Source organism: Mesorhizobium sp. P3_B5 (assembly GCF_056402815.1).
The window spans coordinates 32,193-48,655 of record NZ_JBFUGR010000018.1; the positions used below are offsets into that span (position 1 = coordinate 32,193).

Sequence of the window (16,463 nt, forward strand, 5' to 3'; positions counted from 1 at the left end):
GTATCCGTCAGCTCGAAAAGCGCGGCGCCAGCTTCTCGATGCGGGCGATCATGGCCTGAAAATCCTCCAGGATGCGCTGGTGCAATTTCACCGCCACCTCGGGATACTCCTCGAGGATGCGGCGGAACATCTTGCGGCTGAGCCGGATCACTTCCGAATCGATTTCGGCCGACGCGCTGGTCAGCCGGTTGGTGTCGGCGATCAATGCCAGTTCGCTTAGGATGGTGCCGGGACCGGCCTTGCCGATCGGGATGCGGTCGCCATTCTGCTCGCGATAGAGCACGATGCGCCCGCTGACCACAATATAGGCCGAATCGGCCTCGTCGTCCTCGCGGTAAAGCTTATGGTCAGCCTTGAGCAGGGTGGATTCGGCGCCGAAGGCGAGCAGACGCAGCTGTTCCTGCGTGAAACCCTCGAAGAGCTTCACGGCGGACAGGATGCGGATGTCGTCATCCAGCGCCATCTCTAGCTGTGTCCCCGAGCGGTCAGTCCAATCCCTCCCTTAGAGCGCCGCGCGTCCTTCTTGGACGCGCAAAGGACGCTCTAGCAACTTTCAATTTGCGCATCGTGCTTTCCAAAAATCGAATCGATTTTTGGCCGATGCGCGGGGTCGATCCAGACACCTCCAACTGGATCGTCCCCGAAAACAGCCCCGCCCTGGCCGTTTTATCCCTTTAGTTTTTACGCAATTCCGGACGGAAAACCGCCCACACTTTTCCTGGAATTGCTGATCGGATCATGAAATGTTTAAGGAACCAGCTTGTAGCCGCCGCTTTCTGTCACAAGAATTTCGGCATTGGAAGGATCGCGCTCGATCTTCTGGCGCAGCCTGTAGACATGGGTTTCCAGCGTGTGCGTGGTGACGCCGGAATTGTAGCCCCACACTTCCTCCAAAAGCACGTCGCGCGTCACCACCTTCTGGTCGGCGCGGTAGAGATATTTGATGATCGAGGCCTCTTTCTCGGTCAGCCGCACTTTCGCGCCGCGCTGGTCGATCAGCAGCTTCTGGCTGGGCTTGAACGTGTAGGGCCCGACCGAGAATGTGGCGTCCTCGCTCTGCTCGTGCTGGCGCAATTGCGCACGGATGCGGGCCAGCAGCACGGCGAAGCGGAACGGCTTGGTCACATAGTCATTGGCGCCGGCTTCGAGACCGAGAATCGTGTCGGAATCGGTGTCGTGGCCGGTCAGCATGATGATCGGCGCCTTGTAGCCACCCTTGCGCAGTATTTTCACCGCCTCGCGACCGTCCATGTCGGGCAATCCGACATCCATGATGAGCAGGTCGATGAGGCCGCCACGTGCCGAGGCGACACCCTTGGCGGCGGTGGATTCCTGCAGAACGTCGAATTCCTCGTAGAGGGCCAATTGTTCGACGAGGGTTCCGCGAAGGTCGTCATCGTCGTCGACGATCAGAATGGTGCGTGATGTCATGGATCAATCCGTTGTTTTGAAAAGAATATTCAGTTGACCGCCCCCCGTTTATGCTCAAGCTGACCGGCACAACAGCCGATCACAGTGATTTGTTCCGTGACACGATCATACAAGAAAAAACGGCCGCGCAATGCAGCCGGCGCATTTTTGCCAAAAGGGCTGCGTGTGCTGGTGGTGCGGGCACGGCCGGGCCACCCTGCACAAGGGTTTCTGCAGGCCGGCAGCCTGGTGTTTGCCTGTGCATTGGGGCGCGGCGGCATCTCGGCCGACAAGCGCGAAGGCGACGGCGCGACGCCGCTCGGCGCGATGCGGATCTTGTCAGGATATTTCCGCGGGGATCATTTTGCCGCCGGCCGCAAAACCCGGCTGGCGATGGCGCCGATCGGTCCCGATCTCGGCTGGTGCGAGGTGCCTGACGACCGCAACTACAACCGGCCGGTCAAAATCCCCTATGGCGCCAGCCATGAGCGGATGCGGCGCGACGACCGTCTCTACGACGCCTGCCTGGTGCTCGACTGGAACATGGCGCCGCGCCGCCGCGGGCGCGGCAGCGCGATCTTCTTTCACCTGGCACGCCCCGGCTTCACACCAACACAAGGCTGCGTCGCGGTGACGGCACGGACTATGGCGCGGCTGCTGCCGTTGTTGTCGGATCGGACGGTGGTGAGGGTGGTGAGGTAGGGAGTAGGGAGTAGGGAGTAGGGAGTAGGGAGTAGGGAGTAGGATGCGCGTCGGTTCCCCCCTATTCCCTTACTGCCCACTGCCTATTCCCTTGTTTCTCTGCCAGCCGATGTCGAGAAGGCCCAACCGGCCGAGTTCCCGGTCCATCGCCCGCGTAACGTCCTTCCGCTTGGCGCCGATGTCACGCAACTGGCGATCCGACAGATCCTCGACGTTCTCGCGTGGCAGGTTGAGCGCGACTCTGGCGTGGCGAAGCCAGTCGGTCACGGCGCGTAACCAGGCTGGACGGGCGGCTGGCGAATTCAAAACGATGATGGACATGGTGTGCTCCGCTTCCTCCGGATATCAAATCCGGTTTGATGGTACTTCGATGGATGCATCATGCCGGATTGAAATCTAAGGAGGAAACGAGTAGTTCTTTTCCCATCGTCAAGTTTTATTTGAGGATGGCATGGCCCGCCTGTTGCCCGGAACGCGTGCTCTGAGGACGCTGGAAGCCGCGGCACGGCACCTCAATTTCACCCGCGCTGCCGACGAGCTCGGCCTGACGCCGGCCGCGGTCAGCCATCAGATCAAGGAAATCGAGGATCAGCTCGGCATCGTGCTGTTCACGCGCACCAGCCGCACCATCCGGCTGACCGAGGCGGGCACGGTGCTGTTCGAAGCGGCGATCGATGCGCTCGACCTTTTGGGCCGGGCCGTCTCGCGGGCGCAAAAGATGACACGCGGCACGGCGCTGCTGAAAATAACCCTCGATGCCCAGTTCGCGACAAAATGGCTGATGCGGCGCATCGACGATTTTCGCCGGCATCAGCCGGGCATCGAACTCAGGTTCGACATCACCTACGAAGTGCGTGATTTCGATCGCGACGACGTCGATATCGGCATCCGCTTCGGCACCGGAAAATATCCGGGGCTTTGCGCGGACCGGCTGTTCGACAACGTCATCATCCCCGTCTGCAGCCCGGCCTTGCTGCGCGCCGGGCCGCCGCTGAAGGAGCCGCGCGACCTGTTCCACCACACGCTCGCCCATATCCAGTGGTCGCGCCAGGGGGTGACATGGCCGAACTGGCGCATGTGGATGGCGGCCGCTGGCGTCGACGATTTCGACGACAGCCGCACCCTCGTCTTCGGGTCCTCAACCGATGCAACGCAGGCAGCGCTCGACGGCAATGCCGTGGCGCTTGCCGATTTCGCCATGGTCGCCAACGACCTCTCCGAGGGACGGCTGGTGCAGCCGTTCGAACTGGGCATCAAGGTTTCGCCCGACTTCGCCTATCATCTGGTCTACCCCCAGGGATCGGCGAACGATGCCAGGATCGTCGCGTTCAAGGACTGGATGCTAAACGAAGTCCACAACCCGCAGCCGGACCCGACACGTCGAAGCTGGGACGAGTTATAGGTCGTCCTCGAATCCGGGCGCAGAAAGCCCTGAGGGTTCAGCCCGCAACCACCGGCGCGCCGAACCAGCCGATCACCGCGCCGATGATCAGCAGCACGCCAAGCCAGTGGCCACCGTCGATGAGGGTCAGATCCCAGCCGAAATTTTCATAGCGATGGTTGGCCGTCAGCGTCGTGGCGACGAAGCCGAGCCAAAGGACGAAGCCGAAGACGAGGCCTGCGACAAGTGTCGGCTCGCCGCCGGTTATCGCGCCGACGACCAGGGCAAAGACCAGCGCCATGATCAGTTCGGTGACAAAGGAGATGATGAAGGGCAGTATTGATTTCTTTGACGTTGACGGATCGATCCTGGCCGCCCTCATCCAAGGCTTGCTGAGTACTGTGTACCAGATGGCGCCAAACAGCCACGCCGCCACGGCTGCGACAACCACGGCCAACCAGTTCACCACCGAAAAATCCATAAAGTCCTCCCCTCAAGCATGTCGCCCAAACGTGTGAGCGATTTGGGATAACGATATGCATATTTTTCAAATCAGTGTGCGATGGAACGCCTGTTCGGCGGTGGCGTCAAGCGAAGCGCCAGACGGTCGTGCGCTTGACCAGGGCATCCTCCAGCGCCCGCGTCACCGCCACTTCATAGACGGCAAGCGGCATCAGTCCAGTCTTCGGCAGATAGGAGCGGCCTGGATCGCCAACGAGGATGTCGGCGCCGCGCGTCTTCAGCGTTGCAAACCATGGCATCAGCATGTCGGCGAAGGATTTGTCGTAGAAGACGTCGCCGGCGAGAATCACATCCCAGCCGGCATCGGTGCCGATACAGTCCGTGCCGAGGAATGTGATGCCAACGTCATTGGCCTCGGCATTGAGGCGGATCGCCGTCTCGCAGAACGGGTCGATGTCGGCGGCAATCACCTCGGCAGCACCCGCCTTGGCGGCGGCAATGGCGACAAGGCCGGAGCCGGAGGCGAAGTCGAGCACGCGCTTTCCGCGCACCGTATCGGGTTTGTCGAGGACATAGCGGGCAAGGCCCTGGCCGCCGGCCCAGGCGAAGGCCCAGAAGGGCGGCGGCAGGCCGATTTCGACCAGCTCGTCCTCCGTCCGCTGCCAAAGATCATGCGCCTCGTCGGCCAGCCGCAGAAGAATCTCCGGCACATGCGGCGGCGCCATCAGCGCCGTGTTGTCGAGGATGAATTTTTTCGCGCTGTTGGGGGTGAGCGCCGTCACGGCACGGGCGTCAGGCCGCCCATGCGGCAGACCTCTTTCCATTCGGCCGGCGTCACCGGCTGCACGGAAAGCCGGCCGAGCCGCACCAGTGCCATCTCGGCCAGCTTGGGATTGGCCTTGACCTGCTCCAGCGTCGGCGGGTTTGGCACGTCCTTGAAGGCGCGGATGTCGACGCATTCCCAGCGCGGGTCGTCAGTGCTGGTATCGGGATGGGCGAGCGCACAGACCTCGGCGATGCCGACGACGTTCAGCCCTTCGTTGGAATGGTAGAAGAAGCCGAGATCGCCGATCTGCATCGCCTTCATGTTGTTGCGCGCCGCATAGTTGCGCACACCATCCCATTGCGTGCCGGCCTTGCCCTTCGCCTTCAGCGCCTCGAAGGAGAACACAGAAGGTTCGGATTTGAACAGCCAGTAGTTCATTCTCTTGCTCCTCCTTGCGGTTCGCCCGCCAGCGATTAACTAGCCGCCGGCTTGTTGAAGGTCCAGTTCCACTGACGGATTTCGACGCTTTCGAACAGGCCGGCCTTGGCATAGGGGTCGGCAGCCGACAGCGCTTGTGCGCCGGCAAGGTCCGGCGCTTCGACCACAACGAGGCTGCCGTTCGGCTTGCCGTCGGCATCGAGGAACGGGCCGGCAAAAGCCAGCTTCTTGTCGGCGTTCAGACCCTCGAGAAAGGCGACATGGGTAGGTCTTGTGTCGATGCGCACCTGCAGGCTTCCAGGCTTGTCCTTGCATACCAACGCAAACAGCATTTTCAAAACTCCGGTTTGTTCGAGATCAGAGGTCGGTTTCGGTCTTCAGCGGCCTTGTCATCAATGCCGAGACAGCCTGGCGGATGGTGATGGTGCCGTCCAGTATGGCTGATACAGCGGCGATGATCGGCGCGTCGATCTGGCGTTCGGTGGCGATGCGGGCGGCGATCGCCGCAGTCGGCACGCCCTCGGCCAGCGGCAGGCCGGCAAGCGCCTTGCCTTGGCCGAGCGCCAGCCCATAGGCGAAATTGCGCGACTGGGCGGATGAGCAGGTAAGCAAAAGATCGCCGAGCCCGGAAAGTCCCATCAGCGTCTCCGGCCTGGCGCCGAAGGCGGCGCCGATGCGGCGCAATTCGACGAAGCCGCGCGTCACCATGGCGGCTTGGGCGCTGGCGCCGAGCCCGGCGCCGGTGACGGCGCCGGCGGCAATGGCAAAGACGTTTTTCAGCGCGCCGCCGATCTCGACGCCGATCAGGTCGTCGCTCGAATAGCAGCGCAGATTTTCAGCCGAAAAGCGGGCTGCAAGCTCCGCTGCCAGTTCGTCGCCACGGGCGGCGACCACCACCGCCGTCGGTAGGCCACGAGCGACGTCGGTGGCGAAGCTGGGGCCAGACAAAGCGGCAACCGGATTGTCGGGCAGGATCTCTTCGACGATCGCCGACAGCAGCGCGCCGGTGTCGCGCTCGATGCCCTTGGCGCAGAGCACCAGCGGGATGGATTTCGGCATGTGGCTCTTCGCGGCCGACAGCATGGCGCGCAGCGACTGCGCCGGCGCCACCGCCAGCACGCAATCGGCGCCATCTAGTGCCTTGCCGATATCGCTCGTCGCCTCGATGCCGGGCTCGATGGCAATGCCGGGGAGATAGCGCGGGTTCGCGCCGCCACGAATAGCCGCGACGGTTTCCGGGTCTCGCGCGAACAGCCGGACCGAATGGCCGGCGCGCAGCATGGCCAGCGCCAGCGCGGTGCCCCAGGCGCCGCCGCCAAGCACGGCGACCCGCCAGCCGGTCTTGCCCCGGCCCGTCATGCTTTGGCCCCGCGCCGGCCGGAGCCGACCATCGGCGCAGAAATGCTGTCCAGTGGCCAGCGCGAGCGCGGCACGAAATCGAAGCCGTTCTCTTCCGCCAGGCCCGCCCGCAGCCGCTCGATGCCAGCCCAGGCGATCATCGCCGCATTGTCGGTGCAAAGCTTTAGTGGCGGCGCGATGAAAGCGAAGCCCGCCTGATCGCACAGCGTTTCCAGCGTCGCCTTGATCGTCCGGTTGGCGGCGACGCCGCCGGCAACGACCAGCGCTGGGTCCGCCTTGCCGGGAAATTCCTGACGGAACCGGTTCAGCGCCCCCGAAACGCGGTCACCCAGCGCATCGGCCACCGCTGTCTGGAAAGAGGCGCAGATGTCGGCGACATCCTGATCGCTCAGCGGGGCAATCGCCGTTGCCGCCTGGCGCACGGCGGTCTTGAGGCCGGAGAAGGAGAAATCGGGCTGTGCGGAGCCCTTCATCGGCCGCGGAAAGGCGAAGCGCGAGGCATTGCCGTTGGCTGCCGCCTTCTCGACATTCGGCCCACCGGGATAGGGCAGGCCGAGCATCTTGGCGGTCTTGTCAAAAGCTTCGCCGAGCGCATCATCGATGGTCGTCGCCCAGCGCCGGTAGTCACCGACACCACGCACCGCGACGATCTGGGTGTGGCCGCCGGAAACCAGCAGCAGCAGGTAGGGAAAATCGAGGCCGTCGGTCAGCCTTGCCGTCAGCGCATGGCCTTCGAGGTGGTTGATGGCGATCAGCGGCTTGTTGGCGGCGGCGGCGATGGCCTTGGCCGTCATCAGGCCGACGATTAGCCCGCCGACAAGGCCGGGACCGGCGGTGGCGGCGATGGCATCGATGTCGGCGAGTGCGACGCCCGAATCGGCAAGGGCCGCCTCGACGATGCCGTCCAGCGCCTCGACATGGGCGCGCGCGGCAATCTCGGGCACGACGCCGCCAAACGCGGCATGTTCCTCGATCTGGCTGAGCACGATGTTGGAGGCAATCACCGGCGCAGAAGCGCCGTCGAGCGTCACCACGCTGGCGGCGGTCTCGTCGCAACTCGTCTCAATGCCCAGAACGCGGATCAATTCGTCGCTACCCTCGAGATTGTGCAGCCCGCCTTTCCCCGTTAGGAGAAAGCCCGGAAAGGCCTCGCTTGCCGGGGGTTATCACGGACCGCGCGCCATGCAAACAATCTTGAGAATCGGAACACGCGGCAGCCCGCTGGCGCTGGCACAGGCGCATGAAACGCAGGCGCGGCTGACGGCGGCGCATGGCATGCCGAGCCAGGCGTTCGAAGTGGTCGTCATCTCGACCAGCGGCGACCGCATCCAGGATCGGCCGCTGTCGGAAGCTGGCGGCAAAGGGCTGTTCACCAAGGAGATCGAGGAGGCGCTGCTCGCCGGCAGGATCGACATCGCCGTGCATTCGTCGAAGGACATGCCGACGAAACTGCCCGACGGGCTGGAACTCAGCGCCTTCCTGCCGCGCGAGGATGCACGCGACGCCTTTATCGGCAAGGCGGCGAAAACAATCGCCGACCTGCCGCAGGGCGCCAAAATCGGCTCATCGTCGCTCCGGCGCCATGCGCTGATCCGGCGCATGCGGCCGGATCTCGATGTGGTGATGTTTCGCGGCAATGTGCAGACGCGGCTGCGCAAGCTCGACGAGGGCGTCGCCGAAGGCACCATCCTCGCCTATGCCGGGCTGAAGCGGCTCGGGCTCGAACATGTCGTCACCGATCTGATGCCGCTCGACAGCTTTCCGCCGGCGCCGGGGCAGGGCGCGATCTGCATCGAAAGCCGCATCGGCGATCGTGACGTGGAAAAGATGCTTGTGGCCATCCATGATGCGCCGACCGGCCAGGCACTGGCCTGCGAACGCGCTTTTCTGGCGGCGCTTGACGGGTCATGCCGCACGCCGATCGCCGGGTATGCGACGATATCTGGCGAAACCATCTTCTTTGCCGGGCTGATCATCTCGCCGGACGGCACAGTCTCCCATGAAGTCGACGCGCAAGGCCCGGCACACGAGGCCGCTCGCATCGGCGAGGACGCGGCCCGGACAATACGGGCCAAGGCCGGCGAAACATTTTTTGACGGCTGGGCCTGACATGGTCCGCGTCCTGGTGACCAGGCCGGAACCGGGGGCGTCACGCACGGCGCGGCGGCTGCAGGACATGGGTTTTCAGCCGATTTTGTTGCCATTGACCGATACGATGGCGTTGCCGGTTGAGGCCGGCGCGGTCGCCAGGGACGCCACGGCCGTTGCGATCACCAGCGCCAATGCGGTGCGCCATGCGCCGAAAGAAATCATCGCCGCGCTCGCCGCCTTGCCTTGCCATGCCGTCGGCAAAAGGACCGCGGAAGCCGCGCGTGCGGCGGGATTTTTGGCCGTCAGCGAAGGTGCTGGCGACGCCGAGGCACTGGCTGATGCGATTGCCGGTGATTTTTCGGGTAGGACGATCGTTTATCTCAGCGGGCGGGTGCGGTTTCCGGCGTTCGAGGCGCGGCTGCAGGCAGAAGGAGTGCTGGTTCGCGCCGTTGAGACCTATGACACCGTGACGCTGGACTATTCCGACGGTGCAATTGTCGAACGCCTGTCCGGCCAGCCGGTCGAGGCGGCGCTGCTCTATTCGGCCAAGGCGGCGGCAGCGCTGCAAACCCTGACGAGGCGGTCAGCTCTGCGCGATCTCTTTGAAAAGACGCTTGTTTTCGTCCTGTCGGCGCGTATTGCCGCAGCCCTGGACGAATTCGCTGGTGAAAAAATCCGGATTGCGACGGAACCTCACGAAGACGCGTTGCTTGAGCTTTTGCGGATATGGCGCTGACCCCGTGTCATCACGCCGCCCCTTTTCACCGCTTGGTGATGTGCTAGACCCATTTGAACCATCCCGAAGCGAATTTTGCGGAGCCCAAGCATGGTCAAGACGCCGAAGATGCGACATTCGAAAAGCCGGCGCGAGCCGGTGACCATCGAGCTCGAACCCGGCGCCGTGTCGCGCATCGTCGACGAGGATGCCGTCAAGGCGCACGCCGAAGACGTGAGGGCGGAGGAAGCGGTTTCGCAGCCCGAGGTGCCTGAAGAGCCGGTGCATGCCGACCAGGTCGATCTCGAGCCGTGGGAGCACGCCGACGCGGCAGCGGCCTCTCCGCAGGCCGAAACGGAAGCGCCGACCGAGGCCAAAGGCTCCACGGAACCGGAATCCACCTATCCCGGCTCGGACGCACCGCCGAGCCGCCCCAGGACCTCCGACTACAGTTTCGAGGACGCATCGCCCAAGGCGGGCGCCACCAAAGATGCAGCACGAAAAGCCGAAACAAGGGACCAACCGATGGCAGTTCAGCCGAAGCGCAGCGGGATCAACGGCATCGCTGCCGGCATCATCGGCGGCGTCATCGCGCTGGTCGGCGCCGGTGGGCTGCAATTTGCCGGCCTGCTCGGCGGGCCGGGCTCCGGTGCAGGCGGCGTGTCGCTCGACGGCGTCAATGGCGAAATCGCTTCGCTGAAGACCGAGATATCAGGACTGAAGGAAGCAGGCGGCAATCCCGATGCATCGGCCAAGGTGGATGGGCTGTCGGCGGCGCTGGATCAGGTCAAGACCGATGTCGCGGCGCTGAAATCGGCGGTCGAGCAAGGCGGCGCCGGCGACAATGCCGGGCTTGCCGCACTGGGCGACAAGGTCAAGCAGATCGAGACGGCGGTGGCCGCGCTCGGCCAGGCCGGCAATGCGGCGCCGGTCGATCTCGGCCCGCTCAACGAAAAGCTCGCCGGGCTCGACGCGCTGGTGAAATCCGCCGGCGAGGCGGCAAAGGCGCAGGAAGGCCGGTTGACCGCGCTGGAACAGTCGGTGTCACAGCTGTCCGGCAAGGTCGAAGCCCAGGCGTCGCAGCCGAAGATCGCGCTCGCCATTGCCGCTTCGGCGCTGAAGGCGGCGCTCGATCGGGGCGCGCCATTCGCGGCCGAACTCGAAACCTTTGCCGCGATTTCACCGGATGCGCCGCAAATCGCAACGTTGCGGGCCTACGCCGAAAAGGGCGTTCCGACCCGCACCGACATCGCAGCGGAAGCCGATGCCGCGGCCACTGCCATGGTCGCCGCTGCCACTCCTGTCGACGAGAATGCCGGCTTCCTGCAGAACCTGTTGTCGAGCGCCGAATCGCTGGTCAAGGTCAGGCCGATTGGCGCCGTCGAAGGCGCCGGCGCGCCGGAAACCGTCGCGCGCATGGAGGTTGCGGTCAACCAGGGCGATTACGCCAAGGCGCTCAGCGAATACGCGACGCTGCCCGAAGCGGTGAAGACCGCTGGCGCCGATTTTGCCGGCAAACTGAAGGCGCGCATCGAGGTCGAGACCCAGGTCGACGCGCTGATCGCTGGCGCGATGAAGGCGTGAGGGAGTTAAGATGATCCGAATTCTGATCTTTCTCGCCGTCGTTTTCGCCCTCGGCCTCGGTTTTGCCTGGCTGGCCGACCGGCCGGGCGAGATGCTCGTCACCTTCAACGGCTATCAGTATCAGGTCAGCCTGATGGTGGCGGCGGTGGCGATCGTCACCATCGTCGCCGCGGTGATGATTCTGTGGTGGCTGATCAAGTCGTTGTGGAACAGCCCCTATACGATCTCGCGCTATTTCCGCGTGCGCCGCCGTGACCGCGGCTACCAGGCGCTGTCGACCGGCATGATCGCCGCCGGCGCCGGTGACGGCGCGCTGGCGCGCAAGAAGACCAAGGAAGCGGCAAAGCTGATCCGCTCCGACCAGGAGCCGCTGATCCATCTGCTCGAAGCGCAGGCCTCGCTGCTCGAAGGCGACCATGAGGGCGCCCGCGAAAAGTTCGAGACCATGCTCGACGACCCCGAAATGCGGCTGCTCGGCCTGCGTGGGCTCTATCTCGAAGCCGAACGGCTCGGCGACCGCAATGCGGCGCGGCACTATGCCGGCCGTGCCGCGGTGATGGCGCCGCAACTGGCCTGGGCCGCCGAATCGACGCTGGAAGACCTGACCGGGCGCGGCGACTGGGACGGTGCGCTGAAACTGGTCGACGCACAGAAGTCGACGCGGCAGATCGAGCGCGACGCGGCCAACCGGCGACGCGCCGTGCTGCTCACCGCCAAGGCGCAGGCGCTGCTCGACAGCGATCCCAACGCCGCAAGAACCGCAGCGGTCGAGGCCAACCGGCTGCGCCCGGATTTCGCCCCGGCCGCGGTCGTTGCTGCAACCGCGCTGTTTCGGCAAAACGATGTGCGCAAGGGCTCGAAGATCCTCGAGGCGGCCTGGAAGGCCGAGCCGCATCCGGAGATCGCCGAACTCTACACCCACGCAAGGCCGGGCGACGCCGTGCTCGATCGCCTGAACCGGGCAAAGAAGCTGCAGGAGATGAAGAAGAACCACGCCGAATCGTCAATGACGGTGGCGCGCGCGGCACTTGATGCGCAGGATTTTGCCACCGCGCGGCGCGAGGCCGAGGCCGCGATCCGCATGGACCGCCGCGAAGGCGCCTATCTGCTTTTGGCCGACATTGAAGAGGCCGAGAGCGGCGACCAGGGCAAGGTGCGGCAATTGCTGTCGAAGGCAGTGCGGGCGCCGCGCGATCCGGCCTGGGTTGCCGATGGCGTCATCTCCGAGCGCTGGGCGCCGGTGTCGCCGGTCACCGGCAAGCTCGACGCGTTCGAATGGCGCGCGCCGATGGAGCGACTCGGCCAGCTCATCGACAGCCATGAGGAAACGCCGGAGGCCGAAGTGCCGGCAATTGCGGCGCCAGTCGTATCGGTCAAGGAAAAGCCTGCCGACGTGATCGCTCACCCGGCTGTTTTCGCCGGCAAGACGACAGGAGCGACCGGAGCGGTAGCGGAAAGCGGCGAGGAGCTGGTCACGCCGGTCACCGCCGCCGCCTTTGCCGCGGTGCCGGCCGATGCCGAAGCCGTTGAGCCGGCGGAGGAACTTGCCCGGCTGCCCGACGACCCCGGCGTCGATCCCGATGAGGAAGCGGAGAAGTCACCGCGCCGGTTTCGACTGTTTTGATGTGAATAGGCCCGTTGGCCGGTTGGGAATAAATTGATGTTCGAACGCGTTCTCTCATTTCTGAAGGACCTGCCGAGCGGTGCCGGCGCCCGCGCCAACGCGGACGATCCGCGCGTTGCGGCATCTGCCCTTCTCTATCATGTGATGAACGCCGACGGCGTGCGTCAGGACGTCGAATGGGAGCGGTTCAAGGAAGTGCTGGCGGAAAGCTATTCGATCAGCGGCGCCGAACTCGATGCGCTGGCCGCCGCAGGCGAGCGCGCCGACAATGAGGCGATCGACCTCTATGCCTTCACCAGCGTGCTGAAGCGCCATCTCGATGCCGAGGCGCGCAAGGCTTTCATCGGCCTGATGTGGGAGATCGTCTACGCCGATGGCGAGCTGCACGAGCTCGAGGACAACACCGTCTGGCGCGTCGCCGAGCTGATCGGCGTCGAACGCCGCGACCGTGTCGAGGCACGCCGCAAGGCGGCGGCTGAAGCGCCCGGCGCCACCGGAACGTCGAGCGACGAATAGGATCCCGCCTTCCCATGCCGCCCAGACCGAGTTCGAAGCCAAAGATCCTGATCGTGCTGCATCAGGAGACTTCGAGCCCCGGTCGCGTCGGTCACATGCTGCTCGAAGAAGGTTTCGATCTCGACATCCGCCGGCCGCCGCTGGGCGACGCCTTGCCGGAAACGCTGGACGGCCATGCCGGCAGCGTGGTGTTCGGTGGACCGATGAGCGCCAATGACGAGGATGAGTTCGTCCGCCGCGAGACCAACTGGCTGGAGATCCCGTTGAGGGAGAACCGGCCGTTCCTCGGCATCTGCCTTGGCGCGCAAATGCTGGCCAACCATCTCGGCGGCAAGGTCGAGGGTCACGGCGAGGGGCTGGTCGAAATCGGCTGGTATCCGCTGAAAGCGACAGAAGCCGGCAAAAGGCTGCTGCACTGGCCCGAGATGGTCTACCAGTTCCACCGCGAGGGCTTTTCGCTGCCCAGGGATGCGACGCTGCTGGCGACGGCCGAGACCTATCCCAACCAGGCCTTCCGCTATGGCGACAATGCCTGGGGCATCCAGTTTCATGGCGAGTTGACCCAAATGATGATGCAGCGCTGGGTGGTGCGCGGCGCGCACCGTTTCGAATTGCCCGGCGCGCAGCCCGGCCGCGACCATCTCGGCGGCCGGCTGATCTGGGATATGCACCTCAAGCGCTGGCTCAGCGAATTCCTACAGACGATTTTTGGACGGCCGGCTGTGGGATAGGGTAAAATCCGATTACTCTGAACGGTCTAGCTTGAGCCAAAGACTACTTACGTTCGCCGAGGCGTGGACGACCGCTTTGCGCCGCCATTCGGTCATCCGGCCGGCGACGGCTGCACCGTCGCCTCGCGCGATACTGACAGACCCGCGAGAAGCGGAGTGTACGCGGCGAGCCTGCGGGATACGAACTCCGTGAAGAGCCGCACGCGCTTCGTCTTGCGTGCCTCCCCCTGCGTGAGAAGCCAGAGTGTCCCGTGCATGGGCAGGTTGGTGCCCGGCACCCTCACCAGCAGGGGGTCGGTATCTCCGACGAAGCACGGGAGTTTCGTCATCCCGATCCCTTGCTGCGCCGCGATGATCTGCGTCTCGGCGTCAGGAGTCCTGAACGGAGCTCCCGTGGTGTGAACGTTTACCTCGCGCGCCCAGTCCGGAATTCCATGATCGTCTATGACGATCCACCGGATGGGATCAGGCTTGCCCGCACTCAACGCGGCTAGTCGATCGCGAGACATATAGACGCCGCTGAACAACTGCGGTCCCTTCAGGCCGTGCAGATTGAGAGGCAGGGTCTTGCGGTCGGCGACAATACGGATCGCGACGTCGGCCTCTCGGTTGGTCAGATTTGCCACCTCGCCGGACGTCAAGATTTCCATCTCGATGTCCGGATGCAAACGCGCAAAGTCGGCGAGATCCGGCATGAGCAAGTGTGTGGCGAGGAACGGTGGAAGCGTCACCCGCAAAAGCCCGCGCGCGCTCTGGTCGCGACCGAAGACGCGCGTCTCCAGCAAATGCGACGACGCTTCCATCTGGTGCGCGAGATCGAGGACCTCTTCCCCCGCAGCCGTCAGGCGGTACCCCGAAGGCAGCTTTTCGAACATCTGCGCCCCCAAGTTTTCCTCGAGCTGGGCGATGCGTCGCAGCACGGTCGCGTGGTTCACGCCAAGGCGCTTGGCGGCGGCCCGCACCGAGCCGCCGCGCGCGACGGCAAGAAAATAGCGAACGTCATCCCAGTCGATCATGGTGCAATCCAGCACCACGTGGTGCGCCTTCCAACCCCATATCTAACACACTGATCTGTAGTAGTGCGCGCGATATCGCGGCGTTCAATCGTCCAGCTGGATCGTTTTCGCACCACCGATGTGCGCGATTCCGCACTCACCGCCTGACTTCGGCGGACCCATTTTGAGGTTCTCGATGAAACCTCACCGTACAGCCAATCAGCGAAAGACAAAAGATTATGAAAGCACTCGAAGGTAAAGTCGCAGTCATCACCGGCGGAAGCAGCGGGATTGGCTTGGCCACAGCCAAGCGTTTCGTGGAAGAAGGTGCGCAGGTCGTGATCATTGGGCGACGCGAGAAAGTCTTACAGGAGGCCGCGGCCCTTATCGGGAGAAACGTGACAACAGTCGTCGGCGACGTGTCGCGCCTGGAGGACCTGGACCGGCTCTATGCCGTCGTGAAGGAGAAACATGGTCAGATAGACATTCTCTTCGCAAACGCGGGCGCCGGGACAATCGCTCCGCTCGCGGCAGCTACCGAGGCCCATTTTGACCAGACCTTCGATGTGAACGTGAAGGGGTTGTTCTTTACGGTTCAGAAGGCCCTTCCCATCTTGAAAGACGGCGGATCGATCATTCTGAACTCTTCGGTCTCGAATGTGATGGGGCTGCCAGCGTTCAGCACCTACGCGGCAAGCAAGGCGGCTGTTCGCAGCTTCTCGCGGTCTTGGACCCAGGAGCTGAAGGACCGCAATATCCGCGTCAATACGATGAGCCCTGGCGCGATCGAGACTCCCGCCTTGGCGACAACGACCGGCCTTACCGCTGAGCAAGCCGAGCAAGCGGTCGCGCAGTTTGCTTCACAGATCCCAATGGGTCGCAGGGGCAAACCGGAGGAAATCGCGGCTGCTGTCACGTTCCTCGCCTCCGATGAAAGCTCCTACATCACCGGTATGGATCTCGCCGTCGATGGTGGTTGGGCGCAGGTCTGACCCGGCGTTAACACAAGATCGGAGAAGCATCATGAGCTACGCAATCATCGGCTTCGGCAATATCGGCCGAGCACTGGCCAAGGCGTTTGCCCGCAAGGGCATCGACGTGTCCGTTGCAACCACGCACGACCCGGAAAGCTTTGCAGCCGATGCGGCCGCGATCGGGCGCACGATCATCCCCAAGAAGCTGGCGGACGCGGTCAAGGCGGACATCATCTTCTTGGCTGTCCGTTTCGAGTCGCACCCGGAGGTCGCGAAGGCGCTCGCCACCTGGCAGGGGAAGGTCATCGTCGATATGACCAATGCCTATGGCGTGCCTCCTGAAAAACTGGGGGGACAGCCTTCTTCCAGTTTCGTTGCACAGGCATTCACTGGCGCAAAACTAGTCAAGGGCTTCAACCATCTGGTCGCTGCCGTCCTTGATCAGGATCCGGCCGTTCATGGTGGCAGGAGGGTCGTGTTCCTGGCGAGCGACGATGAAAACGCCGCAGCGGAGATTGGCGTGCTTGCGGAAAAGCTCGGTTTCGCGCCGATCAACCTTGGCCGGCTTTCGGAAGGCGGATTGCTGGTCCAGGCGCGCGGAAATAGCTGGGGGCATCTGATCTTCAAGGACTTGGTCAAGTTCGACTGAACCACACGACGTGCCAACCGCCTGGATCGGATCGGGCGCGATCCGATCCAAGCGAAATGCCCAACC

20 protein-coding genes are annotated in these 16,463 nt (G+C 63.9%); 10 read left to right on the top strand and 10 right to left on the bottom strand.

Annotation, left to right across the window (positions count from 1 at the left end; translation table 11 throughout):
* Positions 1-7 precede the first annotated feature (7 nt).
* Together AC1DVW_RS27235 and AC1DVW_RS27240 are read right to left on the bottom strand one after the other, a co-directional pair.
* Positions 8-463: a cyclic nucleotide-binding domain-containing protein gene (locus tag AC1DVW_RS27235; RefSeq protein ID WP_477327208.1), complete on the bottom strand. Its 456-nt coding sequence runs from the start codon at positions 461-463 to the stop codon at positions 8-10.
* 284 nt (positions 464-747) lie between these two features.
* Positions 748-1,431 carry a response regulator transcription factor gene (locus tag AC1DVW_RS27240; protein WP_477248755.1) on the bottom strand — a complete coding sequence of 228 codons (684 nt, stop codon included), beginning with the start codon at positions 1,429-1,431 and terminating at the stop codon, positions 748-750.
* A gap of 84 nt (positions 1,432-1,515) precedes the next feature.
* On the opposite strand from AC1DVW_RS27240, the gene AC1DVW_RS27245 reads away from it, so the two are divergent.
* Entirely contained in the window at positions 1,516-2,112 is a 597-nt protein-coding gene (locus tag AC1DVW_RS27245) for a L,D-transpeptidase family protein (protein WP_477327210.1), read from the top strand.
* A 69-nt stretch (positions 2,113-2,181) separates the two neighbouring features.
* Here the strand turns inward: AC1DVW_RS27245 and AC1DVW_RS27250 are convergent, their stop codons facing one another.
* Entirely contained in the window at positions 2,182-2,433 is a 252-nt protein-coding gene (locus AC1DVW_RS27250) for a hypothetical protein (protein WP_477327212.1), read from the bottom strand.
* Between the two features lie 130 nt (positions 2,434-2,563).
* Here AC1DVW_RS27250 and gcvA point away from each other — a divergent pair, with 130 nt between their 5' ends.
* Positions 2,564-3,514 carry a transcriptional regulator GcvA gene (gcvA, locus tag AC1DVW_RS27255; protein ID WP_477327214.1) on the top strand — a complete coding sequence of 317 codons (951 nt, stop codon included), beginning with the start codon at positions 2,564-2,566 and terminating at the stop codon, positions 3,512-3,514.
* Between the two features lie 37 nt (positions 3,515-3,551).
* On the opposite strand, the gene AC1DVW_RS27260 is transcribed toward gcvA, so the two are convergent.
* The 6 genes from AC1DVW_RS27260 to tsaD form a co-directional block, all read right to left on the bottom strand.
* On the bottom strand, positions 3,552-3,974 hold the full coding sequence (locus tag AC1DVW_RS27260) for a DUF1761 domain-containing protein (protein WP_477248759.1): 423 nt from the start codon (positions 3,972-3,974) through the stop codon (positions 3,552-3,554).
* A gap of 106 nt (positions 3,975-4,080) precedes the next feature.
* On the bottom strand, positions 4,081-4,779 hold the full coding sequence (locus AC1DVW_RS27265; protein WP_477327216.1) for a class I SAM-dependent methyltransferase: 699 nt from the start codon (positions 4,777-4,779) through the stop codon (positions 4,081-4,083).
* Complete coding sequence (locus AC1DVW_RS27270) at positions 4,734-5,159, bottom strand: EVE domain-containing protein (RefSeq protein ID WP_477327218.1); 426 nt, start codon at positions 5,157-5,159, stop codon at positions 4,734-4,736. The genes AC1DVW_RS27265 and AC1DVW_RS27270 overlap by 46 nt, the downstream gene beginning before the upstream one ends.
* Positions 5,160-5,194: 35 nt before the next feature.
* The gene (locus AC1DVW_RS27275) at positions 5,195-5,491 is read right to left on the bottom strand and encodes a YciI-like protein (protein ID WP_477248762.1); all 297 of its coding nucleotides are present in this window, start codon (positions 5,489-5,491) and stop codon (positions 5,195-5,197) included.
* A gap of 25 nt (positions 5,492-5,516) precedes the next feature.
* Complete coding sequence (locus AC1DVW_RS27280) at positions 5,517-6,518, bottom strand: NAD(P)H-dependent glycerol-3-phosphate dehydrogenase (RefSeq protein ID WP_477327220.1); 1,002 nt, start codon at positions 6,516-6,518, stop codon at positions 5,517-5,519.
* On the bottom strand, positions 6,515-7,600 hold the full coding sequence (gene tsaD, locus AC1DVW_RS27285; RefSeq protein WP_477327254.1) for a tRNA (adenosine(37)-N6)-threonylcarbamoyltransferase complex transferase subunit TsaD: 1,086 nt from the start codon (positions 7,598-7,600) through the stop codon (positions 6,515-6,517). The genes AC1DVW_RS27280 and tsaD overlap by 4 nt, the downstream gene beginning before the upstream one ends.
* A gap of 100 nt (positions 7,601-7,700) precedes the next feature.
* On the opposite strand from tsaD, the gene hemC reads away from it, so the two are divergent.
* From hemC to AC1DVW_RS27315, 6 genes are all read left to right on the top strand, one after another.
* Entirely contained in the window at positions 7,701-8,627 is a 927-nt protein-coding gene (gene hemC, locus AC1DVW_RS27290; RefSeq protein ID WP_477327222.1) for a hydroxymethylbilane synthase, read from the top strand.
* Position 8,628: 1 nt separating this feature from the next.
* A complete protein-coding gene (locus tag AC1DVW_RS27295; RefSeq protein ID WP_477327224.1) occupies positions 8,629-9,345 on the top strand; it encodes a uroporphyrinogen-III synthase in 717 nt (238 codons plus the stop codon).
* 90 nt (positions 9,346-9,435) lie between these two features.
* Positions 9,436-10,908, top strand: a complete 1,473-nt coding sequence (locus AC1DVW_RS27300; protein ID WP_477327226.1) for a COG4223 family protein — start codon at positions 9,436-9,438, stop codon at positions 10,906-10,908.
* Between the two features lie 10 nt (positions 10,909-10,918).
* Positions 10,919-12,532, top strand: coding sequence for a heme biosynthesis HemY N-terminal domain-containing protein (locus tag AC1DVW_RS27305; RefSeq protein ID WP_477327228.1), 1,614 nt, complete (start codon positions 10,919-10,921; stop codon positions 12,530-12,532).
* A 36-nt stretch (positions 12,533-12,568) separates the two neighbouring features.
* On the top strand, positions 12,569-13,048 hold the full coding sequence (locus AC1DVW_RS27310) for a tellurite resistance TerB family protein (protein WP_477248768.1): 480 nt from the start codon (positions 12,569-12,571) through the stop codon (positions 13,046-13,048).
* Between the two features lie 14 nt (positions 13,049-13,062).
* Positions 13,063-13,779 carry a glutamine amidotransferase gene (locus tag AC1DVW_RS27315; protein WP_477248769.1) on the top strand — a complete coding sequence of 239 codons (717 nt, stop codon included), beginning with the start codon at positions 13,063-13,065 and terminating at the stop codon, positions 13,777-13,779.
* A gap of 92 nt (positions 13,780-13,871) precedes the next feature.
* On the opposite strand, the gene AC1DVW_RS27320 is transcribed toward AC1DVW_RS27315, so the two are convergent.
* Positions 13,872-14,795: a LysR family transcriptional regulator gene (locus AC1DVW_RS27320; RefSeq protein WP_477248770.1), complete on the bottom strand. Its 924-nt coding sequence runs from the start codon at positions 14,793-14,795 to the stop codon at positions 13,872-13,874.
* A 218-nt stretch (positions 14,796-15,013) separates the two neighbouring features.
* Between AC1DVW_RS27320 and AC1DVW_RS27325 the strand changes: the two genes are divergently transcribed.
* Together AC1DVW_RS27325 and AC1DVW_RS27330 are read left to right on the top strand one after the other, a co-directional pair.
* Positions 15,014-15,766, top strand: a complete 753-nt coding sequence (locus AC1DVW_RS27325; RefSeq protein ID WP_477327230.1) for an SDR family NAD(P)-dependent oxidoreductase — start codon at positions 15,014-15,016, stop codon at positions 15,764-15,766.
* A 31-nt stretch (positions 15,767-15,797) separates the two neighbouring features.
* Entirely contained in the window at positions 15,798-16,397 is a 600-nt protein-coding gene (locus AC1DVW_RS27330; RefSeq protein ID WP_477270402.1) for an NADPH-dependent F420 reductase, read from the top strand.
* Positions 16,398-16,463: the final 66 nt, after the last annotated feature.